This window comes from Parabacteroides sp. PM6-13, assembly GCF_029892605.1.
In the GTDB taxonomy this organism is placed as follows: Bacteria; Bacteroidota; Bacteroidia; order Bacteroidales; family Tannerellaceae; genus QVMG01.
In genome coordinates this window covers 83,629-96,050 of record NZ_JARXWF010000005.1, presented here as the reverse complement: position 1 = coordinate 96,050, position 12,422 = coordinate 83,629, and the positions used below count along the sequence as shown (strand labels likewise).

The 12,422-nt window shown below is 48.2% G+C and carries 8 protein-coding genes; 3 read left to right on the top strand and 5 right to left on the bottom strand.

What is annotated here, in order from left to right:
- Position 1: 1 nt before the first annotated feature.
- Together M2134_RS06480 and M2134_RS06475 are read right to left on the bottom strand one after the other, a co-directional pair.
- Positions 2 to 439 (bottom strand): dCMP deaminase family protein, encoded by a 438-nt coding sequence (locus tag M2134_RS06480; protein WP_280750473.1) that lies wholly within the window; start codon positions 437 to 439, stop codon positions 2 to 4.
- 274 nt (positions 440 to 713) lie between these two features.
- Entirely contained in the window at positions 714 to 1,568 is an 855-nt protein-coding gene (locus M2134_RS06475; RefSeq protein ID WP_280750472.1) for a phospholipase A, read from the bottom strand.
- Between the two features lie 155 nt (positions 1,569 to 1,723).
- Between M2134_RS06475 and M2134_RS06470 the strand changes: the two genes are divergently transcribed.
- Complete coding sequence (locus M2134_RS06470) at positions 1,724 to 3,520, top strand: MutS family DNA mismatch repair protein (RefSeq protein WP_280750471.1); 1,797 nt, start codon at positions 1,724 to 1,726, stop codon at positions 3,518 to 3,520.
- A 115-nt stretch (positions 3,521 to 3,635) separates the two neighbouring features.
- On the opposite strand, the gene M2134_RS06465 is transcribed toward M2134_RS06470, so the two are convergent.
- The gene (locus M2134_RS06465; protein WP_280750470.1) at positions 3,636 to 4,424 is read right to left on the bottom strand and encodes a M48 family metallopeptidase; all 789 of its coding nucleotides are present in this window, start codon (positions 4,422 to 4,424) and stop codon (positions 3,636 to 3,638) included.
- 433 nt (positions 4,425 to 4,857) lie between these two features.
- Here M2134_RS06465 and M2134_RS06460 point away from each other — a divergent pair, with 433 nt between their 5' ends.
- Together M2134_RS06460 and M2134_RS06455 are read left to right on the top strand one after the other, a co-directional pair.
- Positions 4,858 to 6,126 (top strand): mechanosensitive ion channel domain-containing protein, encoded by a 1,269-nt coding sequence (locus M2134_RS06460; RefSeq protein ID WP_280750469.1) that lies wholly within the window; start codon positions 4,858 to 4,860, stop codon positions 6,124 to 6,126.
- Between the two features lie 66 nt (positions 6,127 to 6,192).
- Positions 6,193 to 8,259: a prolyl oligopeptidase family serine peptidase gene (locus M2134_RS06455; RefSeq protein ID WP_280750605.1), complete on the top strand. Its 2,067-nt coding sequence runs from the start codon at positions 6,193 to 6,195 to the stop codon at positions 8,257 to 8,259.
- A 129-nt stretch (positions 8,260 to 8,388) separates the two neighbouring features.
- Here M2134_RS06455 and M2134_RS06450 read toward each other — a convergent pair whose 3' ends face one another.
- Together M2134_RS06450 and M2134_RS06445 are read right to left on the bottom strand one after the other, a co-directional pair.
- Positions 8,389 to 10,377, bottom strand: a complete 1,989-nt coding sequence (locus M2134_RS06450; RefSeq protein ID WP_280750468.1) for a glucosamine-6-phosphate deaminase — start codon at positions 10,375 to 10,377, stop codon at positions 8,389 to 8,391.
- An 86-nt stretch (positions 10,378 to 10,463) separates the two neighbouring features.
- Positions 10,464 to 12,404 (bottom strand): ABC-F family ATP-binding cassette domain-containing protein, encoded by a 1,941-nt coding sequence (locus M2134_RS06445; RefSeq protein WP_280750467.1) that lies wholly within the window; start codon positions 12,402 to 12,404, stop codon positions 10,464 to 10,466.
- Positions 12,405 to 12,422 lie beyond the last annotated feature (18 nt).

The following is a 12,422-nucleotide window of genomic DNA, read 5'->3' as shown; positions in this document are numbered from 1 at the left end:
GCTATTCTTCATTTACTTCAATAAACTCAATCGAAATACCGGCTCGCTTCAACAGATCGCATCCGTCTTCCACCCGGTAGCGTTCGGAATAAACGACACGCTTGATGCCGCTTTGGATGATCAATTTCGCACATTCGATGCAGGGAGCCGATGTCACGTAGATGGTTGCCCCGCGGCTGCTGTTCGAGGAGGCGGCTACCTTGGTGATGGCATTTGCCTCCGCATGTAGAACATAAGGTTTGGTCACATTGTTTTCATCTTCGCAAATATTCTCAAATCCGGAAGGCGTACCGTTGTACCCATCCGATATAATCATCTGATCCTTCACAATGAGTGCACCCACCTGACGACGCTTACAATATGAATTTTCTGCCCATACACTGGCCATACGAAGATAGCGTTTGTCTAATTCATACTGTTTTTCATTCTTTTCAACCATTAGCTTATCGTTTTACGAATCAACTGACAAAGATAACATCAACTACGTGATTTACCAATTTCCGTTTTGACATTTTGTCAAAATCGCCCGACTTTTTTTCCAAAAACGTAGGGGTATTTAAAATTAGTCGGGCGAGTAACACTTTTTAACGTATCATATTGTAAGGCAAAATCCCTCTTTTGCTTACATTTTGTCAAAATCTCCCGAATCGATACAGGCGGGGCAAATGAAGCCTTGAAGCTTTTGGGCAGAGGTTTATATTCAAGCACTCTTATCAGAAAAAGCTAAAGTCCTGTGGTTTGATGACAAAGCCTATGCGCAACATGCTTTTGAATTGGTTATATTCGAGCAGGTTCTCACCGTATCCGTTGTAGTATTGGAGGAAGAAATATTGGTTCTCGCTTGGGTTGAACTTATAGCTTAATTCGAGCTGGGTATTGAAGCTCATCTTGCTGCTTCGCTTGGTGAATAGGGCGGAAGCGGCCAGGCGTTTGTTGTTGCTTCGGTAGGTGGCGCCTACCTGAAACAGGCCATTGTAGCGCAGGATATCCCGGTTGTTGCCACTGTCGATAATGGGTGCCCATATCCGGAACTGTGCTTCCCAGTTATTGTTGACCATAATGGAGGCGCAAAGGGTTACTTTGTTCCAGCTGCGCGAATCCAGGCTGTCTTTGCCGTTCGATTCGTGTTCGAGCATCAGATAACCTTTCCCAATGTAATTGTCTTTATATATAATGAGATGCCCTAACCCTATACCGGGATTAAAATTCATTTCACGCATTGGCATAGACTCCTGTATGACGTTCCAGAAGGCTTTTTGTGTGTATTGAATAAAGAGGTAGGTATCGAAAGGCAGATTACTCTTGGTCAGTTTCTGCTGGATGCTTAATTGAAAACGCACATCGGAGTTGCTGCTGGTCGGTTTGGTATTTGTCGGGATGCCTCCGATAAAATAATTGTCGCGGAACAGGGTGAAGTAGGGGCGACGGTCGAGTTCGGCACGTACGCTATCCGCATTGTAATAGCGTACCTCGGGTAGGTTGTCCAGGAATTGCTGAACCTGTTTCTGCGCAAAACCGGTATGGATTGTTAACAGGCACACACTTAACACAAATAAAATTCTTCTCATCTTCTATCACTATTATCAGAACCACTAACAGGTGCAAAGATAGATACTTTGCCCGGGTCAGCACTGGGTGAAAGTAAAGCAAGCCTCGTCATAAATGTGACTCTTTACTGAATAAACCGATTTTGGGTTCGATATGTTTAATTACCTTTGCCGTTATGGAGAAAGTATATACGTATTACCGGGAAAATGTCACTTCTTATTCCCGCCAGGCGGAACAGCTGAAGCGAAAAATCCACTTGTTGGGAACGATCCGTCTTATTCTTGTTGCCTTGTTGATATTGACTATATGGTTGTTGAGAAACGAGAGTTGGCAAATCATTTTGGGATCTATCGTCTTGTTTGCTATTCCTTTTGCCTTGTTAATGGTGTATCATACGCGGTTGCATAACCGGAAGTTATATACGGAGGCGCTGATCGCTTTGAATGAATCTGAACTGAAAGGGCTCGATTATGACTTTTCCGCCTTCGATGGCGCTCCGGAAAAGGTGGAGGCGGCTCATGCTTTTAGCCTGGACCTGGATGTTTTTGGCGATCGTTCGCTGTTTCAATCCCTCAACCGCACCACGACACTTATGGGAAAAGAGCGGTTGAGCGAGTGGTTGCTCTCGCCGTTGACCGACAAGAAAGAGATCCTTCGCCGCCAGGAGGCTGTTCGTGAATTGAAAGATCATACGCCGCTGCGGCAACATTTCTATGTTACAGGGAAACGCCGCAGTGGGCATAAGAAGGACAGGGACTACCTGCATACCTTGACCAATGATGATGCTTATTTTCTGCATAACAGACTATGGAAAGCCCTGTTGTGGATTGTTCCGGCGGTATGGGTGGTGTTGCTGGGTGGAGTCATCATGGGTTTTCTCGCCAGTAGCCTCCTTATGGGTTGGATTTGTGTGAGTTTTATCGTAGCAAACCTGACCGGGAAACGTATCAATAAGATCTATGAGTCGGTCAATAAAATGGAAAAGATATTCTCGACCTATGCCAGTCTGATGAGAAGTATCGAATCGACTCCTTTCCACTCGGAAGAACTGACAAAGCTCACTGCCGACCTGATAGGCAAAGAGGGACTGCCCGCCTCGAAAGCCATTAAACAACTCTCCGGGTATATCGGCGGATTAGATCAGCGTTATAGCGCCGCAGGTATTATCCTGAATCTTTTCTATCTGCGCGATACGCGGCATGCCTTGTGTCTGGAACGCTGGAAAAACCGCTATCGCGATGAGGTCGTTGTGTGGCTGGATGCGTTGGGAACCTTTGATGCTTATAGCTCCCTGGCGGGATTTGCCTTTAATCATCCCGATTATGTGTATCCGGATATAGCAGACAGCTATTTCCAAATGGAGGGAAAGGGACTGGGACATCCACTGCTCAACCGGGATGTCTGCGTCCGCAATGATATTCATATTCCTAAGAAGTCCTGGTTTTTGATCATAACGGGGGCAAATATGGCAGGAAAAAGCACCTATTTGCGTACGGTGGGGGTGAATTACCTATTGGCCTGCATCGGATTGCCTGTGTTTGCCGAGTCGTTGACGGTTTATCCGGCACAGATGGTGACAAGCCTGCGTACCTCCGATTCACTTGTCAGCAATGAATCCTATTTCTTTGCCGAACTGAAACGTTTGAAAATGATTATCGACCGCCTGAAGGAGGGAGAGGAGCTCTTTATTATCCTGGATGAGATCCTGAAGGGAACCAACTCGGTGGATAAGCAAAAAGGATCGATCGCGTTGATGAAGCAACTGGTTCATTTTGAGACCTGCGGCATTATCGCAACACACGACCTGGTGTTAGGAACATTGGAAGAGGAGTTTCCCGAGAATATCAAGAACTACCGCTTCGAAGCCGACATAAAAAACGATGAACTCTCTTTCTCCTATCAGCTACGCGAAGGCATTGCCCAGAATATGAATGCCTATTATCTGATGAAGAAGATGGGGATCACCGTTTGAGGAAAATTATGAATTGTGAATTATGAATTATGAATTGGGATTAAAAGAAACTAATTGCTTTACGCTTCGCTAAGCGATTTTCGCTTCGCTCCAATTCATAATTCACAATTCATAATTATTTCTTGTATTTCTCCATCTCCGGCAAAGCGCTCTGGATATCGTTGATACGACGGGAATCGCTGGGGTGTGTGCTTAGGAATTCGGGCACACCGGCGCCTCCACCTGCTGACATCTTTTGCCAGAAGCCAACGGCAGCCTGCGGATTGTATCCAGCCATCGTCATCAAGATCAAGCCCATATAATCGGCTTCCGATTCATGTTTGCGTGAGAAAGGAAGAATCACAAGTGCTTCAGAACCTAAGCCGTACACGGTACTGGCCACCTGTTGCACCATCGCGCTCTTATTTCCTACGGCTACGTCTAATACCGAAGCACCCAGTACGGTAGCCAACTGCTGGCTCATCCGCTCGTTGCTATGTTTGGCTACGGCATGAGCCACCTCATGTCCCATCACCACTGCCAGGTCGTCGTCAGAAGAGACGATCTGCATCAGCCCTTCGTAGACCACGATCTTGCCGCCGGGCATACAGAAGGCATTCATCTGCGGATCGGCTACCAGGTTAAACTCCCAGGAGAAATTCTTCACCTCATCGGCCATGCCGTTGTTCGTCAGGTAGGCATTGGTGGCGGCAGCAATCTTTTGTCCCACCCGTACGACTTGTGCTGTTTGTGTTTTATTCGTCGATTTCTGGGCTGTGGAAATAAATTCATTATACTGCGTCAAGCTGGAGGTCAATACTTCCTGGTCGGAGACCAGCATCAGTTGTTTACGACCTGTCAGGGGAACGGTACCACAGCTGGTTAAGATCACCATGGCAATAAGCACACTCAATACATTTTTCATAACATTTTCTATTTGTTGTGTAGTAGACTACAAATATATTATCGATTTTCCTTTATATAACAGCTAAAGGGATAAAAAAGATCAAACTACAGGAAAAATAGGTAAAGCGGAGGGCTCCGGCGTCGAAGACGCATGACGTTGATAAACCCCATGTGCAGCGATTGCGGAACATGGGGTAGGATGGCATAAGTGTCTCCCTTGGCCTCGAAGAGGTGGAACTTATGTTACTTTTGTGTCTGACCTCTTCGAGGTTGAGGGAGGGGAGTAGCTCTTTTGGCCCCATGTTCCGCTATGCTTCACATGGGGTTTATCAACGTCATGCGTCTTCGACGCAAACAGCAGAATATAAATAATTCCTCATGTAATTAGGAAAAAGATGCTGTTTCGGGTGAATTTAGTAAATTTGTAAACAGAAATCATAAAAATGTGAAACATGAATAAATTGCAAGAGACTATTTCCGGGCTGCTTACAGGTTGGGGATTGAAAGATGGAACCGGCAACTGGCTGGATAATGTGATCATATTATTAATCATTCTGTTGATCGCTCTTCTGATCGATTATGTGTGTCGTAAGGTGTTCTTAAGGTTGTTTGCCGGTATTGCCAAGAAAACAGAGACCGATTGGGATGATATCGTTGTGGAACGGAAAATCTTAGACAAGGTGATCCATCTTATTCCGGCAATTTTTGTCTATGTCATGCTTCCGCTTGTGTTCGATGAAGGGACAACTCTCCTTTATCTATTGACAAAAAAGATCTGTATCATTTATATTATAGCTATCTCCATTCGCTTTATCAATTCTCTGTTGAGTCTGGGAAGCGATATCTATCACCGCCGAAATAAAGGAAAATCTATCAAAGGATTTGTTCAGGTAGTGCAGGTGATTATCGTTTTCCTGGGAGTCATTGTGATTATCGGGCAACTGATTGGAGAGGATCCGACCAAACTGATTGCCGGTTTGGGTGCCTCGGCGGCTATTCTGTCGTTGGTGTTCAAGGATACGTTGATGGGCTTTGTGGCAGGAATCCAACTGACGGCAAACGATATGCTTCGTCCCGGCGACTGGATCACAATGCCGAAATACCAGGCCGACGGTGATGTGATCGATGTGACATTGAACGCGGTCAAGGTACGCAACTTCGATAATACGATTGTCACCATTCCGCCATACGCCCTGGTGAGCGATTCTTTCCAGAACTGGCGGGGTATGAGCGATTCGAAAGGGCGGCGTATCAAACGCTCTATCAGCATTGATATGAACAGTGTGAAGTTCTGTACGGACGAGATGCTCGATAAGTTCCGGAAAATAAGCCTGATTACCGACTACATCGATCAGAAAGAAAAAGAGCTTCGCGACTACAACGAAGAACATCAGATCGATAATTCCATTATAGCGAACGGCAGACGTCAGACCAACCTGGGTATTTTCCGTGCCTATATCGAAAGCTATTTGCGCCATCATCCGCAGGTAAGCAAGGAGTTGACCTGTATGGTGCGCCAACTGCAGCCGACGGAAACCGGGATCCCGTTGGAACTCTATGTCTTCCTGTCCGAAAAGCGCTGGATACCCTACGAGTCGATCCAGGCGGATATATTCGATCACATATTGGCTGTTATCTCTGAATTCGAGTTGCAGCCCTTCCAGGAAATATCAGGAGCCGATATCCGTTCATTGCGGATGGCGGGGAATAATATAATCTAAACTAAAACGAAAGTAAAAGCAATGAAACTAAAAGATGTAATCCTTATGGGAAGTATGATTGGCCTAATGGGCTGTTCCACCAAAGCGGCGTTGGAATATCCTGTGGCAACAACAGAAGAGGTGAAAGATACCTACTTCGGTGTAGAGGTGACCGACCCCTATCGTTGGCTGGAAAACGATACCTCTGAGGCTACGATGGCCTGGGTAAAAGCGGAAAACGAAGTGACGGCTGCCTATATCGCGCAGATCCCTTTCCGTGATCGTATCAAAGAACGCATGACCGAGTTGACCAATTATGAGAAGATAGGCACGCCATTCAAGCGCCATGGGAAATATTATTTCTATAAAAACGATGGCTTGCAAAACCAGAGTGTCTTGTATGTGAAGGATACCTTAGATGGCGAGGCGCGTGTCCTGCTTGATCCGAATAAGTTGTCGGAAGACGGAACGGTTGCCTTGGCGGGTATCTCTTTCTCGAATAATGGGAAATACCTGGCCTATACGATCTCCCGCAGTGGATCGGACTGGAATGAGATCTTTGTCTTAGACCTGGCTTCGAACAAGCTGTTGGATGATCATATCCTGTGGAGCAAGTTCGGCGGTCCTTCCTGGCAGGGCGATGGTTTCTACTATAGCGCTTATGACAAACCGGCAGGTGGCAAAGAGTTCTCCAATGTCAATGAAAATCATAAGATCTATTACCATGAGATAGGCAAGCCGCAGTCGGCCGACCGTCTGGAATTTCAGAATCCGGCAGAGCCACGCCGCTTCTATAACGCTTCTGTCAACGAAGACGAGACGATTCTCTTTGTGTCGGAAGGCGGAGCCGGTCGCGGAAATAATCTGTTTATGAAAGATTTGCGTAAGCCGAATGCTCCTCTGGTGGCGTTGACGACTGATATGGACTATGAGTACTATCCGGTAGAGGTTATCGGTAATAAAGTCTATGTGCAGACCAATTATCAGGCACCGAAATATGCTGTTGCCTGTTTCGATATCGCTAAGCCGCTGTTGAAAGACTGGACAACACTTATTCCCGAATCGGAATCTGTCCTTTCAAGCGCGCAGGTGATAGGAGAGAAGTTCTTCCTGGTGTATATGAAAGATGCTTCGCATCATGCCTATGTGTATGGCTTGAACGGAAAAGAAGAATATGAAGTGACGCTGCCGACCCTGGGTTCTGTCTCTTTCTCGGGTGATAAAGATGATAAAGAGGTGTTCTATACCTTTACCTCTTTTACGTTCCCGGCCACTATCTATCGCTTCGATATGGATAACAACCGTTCGGAAGTCTATCTGGCTCCGAAGGTGGCTTTTACACCGGAAGAGTATGTCACCGAGCAGGTGTTCTACCCCAGTGCGGATGGCACCCGGATACCGATGTTTCTGACCTATAAGAAAGGGCTGAAAAAGGATGGAACCAATCCGGTTTTACTGTATGGTTATGGTGGTTTCAATGTAAGCCTGAATCCGGGATTCTCTACCATTCGTTTGCCATTCCTGGAAAGTGGCGGTATCTATGCCATGGCGAATCTCCGGGGAGGAGGCGAATATGGTGAAGAATGGCATACAGCCGGAACGCTGATGAATAAGCAGAATGTGTTTGACGACTTTATCGCTGCTGCCGAATACCTGATCAATGAGAAATATACCCACAACACGAAGATCGCTATTAACGGCGGATCAAACGGTGGTTTGTTGGTAGGTGCTGTTGTCAATCAGCGTCCCGATCTCTTCCAGGTGGCAATTCCTGATGTGGGTGTTATGGATATGCTTCGCTACCACCTCTTTACCATTGGTTGGAACTGGGCAAGCGATTATGGAACAAGTGCCGATAATAAGGAAATGTTCGACTATCTGTATGCCTACTCTCCGTTGCATACCATCAAAAACGACGGAACACCTTATCCGGCTATCCTGATCAATACAGCCGATCATGACGACCGGGTGGTGCCAGCTCATTCCTTCAAGTATGCGGCCACCTTGCAGGCAGCCAATACCGGCGATGCCCCCAAATTAATCCGTATCGAGAGCAATGCCGGACACGGCGCCGGTAAGCCAATCAGTAAGATATTGGATGAATATGCCGATACCTATGCATTTATGATGTATAATCTCGGCATGAGCTATTAAATAAGGAGAAGGGAGAAAGGGAAAAGGAGAAAGGAGAAAGGAGCTAAACTTTAGGCGTAATTATTTGCCAAAGCGATCTCCTCTTTCCTTTCTCCTTTCTCCTTTCTCCCTTCTCCCTTCTCCCTTCTCCTAATCCCTCTTATATTGCACAAACGCCTCAATCGCCTCATAGGAGGCAAGCCCCAGCTGTTTGTAGAGCTCTGCCGTAGCGCGGTTGCGGTCTTCGGCACGTTGCCAGAACAGGCGTTCGTCATCGCCCAGGAAAGGAGCGCTCTCCATTTGCGATTGATGTTTCAGAATAGAGTTACGTTTCAGGCGAAGCTCTTCCGGACTAATAGGCACAGCCATTTCGATATGGTCCATCTCCCATTCGGCCCAGGCGCCACGATACATCCACACCCGACAGTTTTTCATCCATTCTTCATCCTTAATCAGGTCGATAGCCGCCAGGATAGCGTCCAGACATACCTTATGTGTGCCATGCGGATCGGCCAGGTCACCGGCGACAAATAGCTGATCCGGCTTGATCTCATGCAACAGATCGACGATAATCTCCACATCGGCTTTCGAGATCGGTTTCTTTTGAACTAATCCTGTATCGTAGAACGGAAGGTCGAGGAAGCGGATATGATCGTCGTCTTTGACACCGGCATGGCGCGCGCCATGACGCGCCTCTTCCCGACGGATCGTTCCTTTCATGAACAAGACATCCTTACGCTCCGGTTCGCCATCGTCGATCTTCTCGTAACGCAGGTAGCGTATCAGTTCTTCCGCTTTCTCTTTTATGGTATTGTTGCCAGATGAATAGTTGCCCGCCACATCACGCAGGTATTCGCAATAGCGGATCACCTCTTCGTCGCCCACGGCAATATTGCCGGATGTCTGGTAGGCTACATACACATCGTGGTGCTGGTCGCACAAGCGGCGGAAGGTGCCTCCCATCGAGATCACATCATCGTCGGGATGCGGGCTGAAGATAATCACCTTCTTCGGATAGGGAGTTGCCCGTTCCGGCCGGTTCGAGTCGTCCGCGTTGGGTTTGCCACCCGGCCATCCGGTGATGGTGTGTTGGATATCGTTGAATATCTTGATGTTTACATTGTAGGCAGAGCCATAGATCGCCAATAGCTCAGCCAAGCCATGTTCGCCATAGTCTTTGTTGGTCAGCTTCAGAATCGGTTTGCCCGTTTGCTGGCAGAGCCAAACAATCGCGCGGCGGATCAGTTTATTATCCCATTCGGCACTGGTCACCAGCCAGGGATAACTGATGCGGGTCAGGTCGTAAGCCGCTCCTAAGTCGATCACTACCCGGGCATCCGGATGGTTCTGCAGGTAGGAGGAGGGCACGACGTCCGATATTTTCTCTTCCACCGTTTTGCGGATGATATCGGCTTTGTCTTCGCCCCACGCCATGAGGATCACGTGCTTGGCATACATCATATTAGCAATTCCCATCGTAATCACACTGGTGGGAACGCTCTCGATGGAAGGGAAGGTGCGCGAGGCCTCTTTGCGGGCTGCCCCTTCGAGGTAGACCAGGCGGGTGCGTGTATTGGTCGGTGTACCCGGCGCGTTGAACATGATGTTGCTCGTATGCCCAACGCCCATCAACATATAGTCGATGCCGCCTACTTCGCCTATTTTGTTTTCATATTGCCGGCAGAAGTCGAAGATCGCCTCTTTGGGCATCATGCCGTCGGGGGCATAGATATTCTCCGGCAAGATATCGATATGATCCAGGAATTCGGACTTCAACCGATTGACATTGCCTGCCGTCAGGGCGGTCAATGGATAGAATTCATATTCGACAAAGACAATTACATGGCGGAAACTCAGTTGTTCCTCTTTGTGCATGCGGATCAATTCCCGGAAGAGTGTGAGCGGAGAACGTCCGCCGGGCAATGCCAGGACGAATGGTGTGCCCGCCTCCTGTTTCTTACGCATAGCATTGGCCAGCTCTTGCGCGATCGCTTTCGATCCTTCAATCACCGATTCGTATATGTCGGTAGGGATCTTTTCCAAACGCGTCAAGACGGAGTGTTCATAGGCATTTTCCGGCCGGTAATACTTCGGGGGGATACGAGTTAACGTAATTTGAGAACTAAGGTTTGTTTTCATATCGTTTTGATTGAGTTTTTCGTTCACAACAAAGATACAAAAACAGCAGATAGGTGTTCCCGAAAGAACATCGTATTTAAGAGATTTTATTCTTTTGTCAGCTCTTCTAACTCCATCGTCAGTTCTGCCCACTGATCCATCACCTCGCTTAGCCGGTTTTTGTTGTCCGAATAACTGGTGTATAAAGAGGCGTCTGCAGCCCCTTCCGGGGTGGCGAGCTTTTCTTCTATCTGGGCAATGGTGGTCTCCAGTTCGGCAATCCGGTTTTCCGCCTCCGCAATGGCACGTTCTGCCTTTTTGATCGCGCGGCTCAACTCTTTACGCGCTTCATATGATAGCTTGTTTTGCGAGGGCTGATCGCCTGCCTGTTCGCCGGAGGAGGAGAGGGGCTGGGTGTTTCGTTCCAACTCCTGCAGGTTCTCCATTTTCTTTTTCTCCAGAAACTCGTATATGCCTCCCAGGTGCTCTTTCACCTGTTGGTTGCCAAACTCATACACCTTCTCCACCAGGCCGTCGAGGAATTCACGGTCGTGTGATACGACAATGACTGTTCCGTCGAATTCCCGCAGCGCCTCTTTCAACACATCTTTCGAGCGCATATCCAGGTGGTTGGTCGGTTCGTCGAGGATCAATAGGTTGACAGGCTCCAACAACAGGCGGATCATCGCCAAGCGGCTGCGTTCGCCTCCCGACAATACCTCTACCTTCTTGTCGGAGGCCTCTCCGCCAAACATGAAGGCGCCCAGAATATCACGTATCTTGGTGCGGATATCCCCCTGGGCTACATAATCGATGGTCTCAAAAACCGTAAGTTTTTCGTTCATCAACTGTGCCTGGTTTTGCGCGAAATAACCGATCTTCACATTGTGTCCGAGTTGCAGTTTGCCCCGGTAGTCGATCTCCTCCATGATACACTTCACCAACGTCGACTTGCCTTCGCCGTTTTTCCCCACAAAGGCCACCTTGTCACCCCTGTTGATCGTGAAGGTGGCATCGCGGAATACAAGGTGATCGCCATAGCTTTTCGATACATTTTCCAGGATAACCGGATAGGATCCCGAACGGGGCGCGGGAGGAAACTTCAGGTGGAGTGAGGCGTTGTCGACATCATCCACCTCGATGCGGTCGATCTTTTCCAGTTGTTTGATGCGCGACTGCACCTGCACCGCCTTGGTCGCTTTGTAGCGAAAACGCTCGATAAAGGCTTCCGTATCGGCCAATTTCTTTTGCTGGTTTTCGTAGGCGCGCAGTTGTTGCTCTCTCCGTTCCTGACGGAGAACGACATATTGTGAATAGTTGACTTTATAGTCGTATATGCTTCCCAGTTCTATTTCCAGGGTGCGCGATGTCGTATTGTCGATAAACGCCCGGTCGTGCGACACGAGGATCACCGCGTTGGCCCGTGTGGATATGAAATTCTCCAGCCATTGGATCGATTCGATATCGAGGTGGTTGGTCGGCTCATCGAGCAACAGGATGTCGGGGCGGCGCAACAAGAGTTTGGCCAATTCGATACGCATACGCCATCCTCCGCTGAATTCTGAGGTGGGACGGTCAAAGTCTTCGCGGCGAAAACCCAGTCCGATCAGGGTACGTTCGAGCTCCGCCAAGTAGTTGTTGCCCCCGATCATACCGATATGTTCGGTCAGGTAAGAGCTGCGGTCGATGATTTTCTGGTAGGCCTCCGATTCGTAGTCGGTGCGTTCCGCTAGTTGGAGATTTAGTTCGTCCAACTCTTTCTCCATGATGTGGATATGCTCAAAGGCCTGTTCGGCCTCCTCTTTGACGGTACGGCTGTCGGCCAGTTTCATCTGTTGAGGCAGGTAGCCGATGGTGAGGTCTTTGGGAAGGCTGACATGACCGGCGGTGGGTGCCTGCAATCCGGCGAATATCTTTAACAGGGTCGATTTGCCTGCCCCGTTTTTGCCCACCAGGGCAATACGGTCTTTCTTGTTCACCACGAACGATATATCATCGAACAAAGTAAATCCTCCAAATTCTATCCTCAGCTTCTCTACAGATATCATGATGTGCGCATAAATTAA

What these genes read in the sequence shown, in the direction of transcription:
- M2134_RS06445 (WP_280750467.1), bottom strand. Translation starts at nt 12,404, where the DNA reads ATGATATCTGTAGAGAAGCTGAGGATAGAATTTGGAGGATTTACTTTG.
- M2134_RS06450 (WP_280750468.1), bottom strand. Translation starts at nt 10,377, where the DNA reads ATGAAAACAAACCTTAGTTCTCAAATTACGTTAACTCGTATCCCCCCG.
- M2134_RS06470 (WP_280750471.1), top strand. Translation starts at nt 1,724, where the DNA reads ATGGAGAAAGTATATACGTATTACCGGGAAAATGTCACTTCTTATTCC.
- M2134_RS06455 (WP_280750605.1), top strand. Translation starts at nt 6,193, where the DNA reads ATGGGCTGTTCCACCAAAGCGGCGTTGGAATATCCTGTGGCAACAACA.
- M2134_RS06480 (WP_280750473.1), bottom strand. Translation starts at nt 439, where the DNA reads ATGGTTGAAAAGAATGAAAAACAGTATGAATTAGACAAACGCTATCTT.
- M2134_RS06475 (WP_280750472.1), bottom strand. Translation starts at nt 1,568, where the DNA reads ATGAGAAGAATTTTATTTGTGTTAAGTGTGTGCCTGTTAACAATCCAT.
- M2134_RS06465 (WP_280750470.1), bottom strand. Translation starts at nt 4,424, where the DNA reads ATGAAAAATGTATTGAGTGTGCTTATTGCCATGGTGATCTTAACCAGC.
- M2134_RS06460 (WP_280750469.1), top strand. Translation starts at nt 4,858, where the DNA reads ATGAATAAATTGCAAGAGACTATTTCCGGGCTGCTTACAGGTTGGGGA.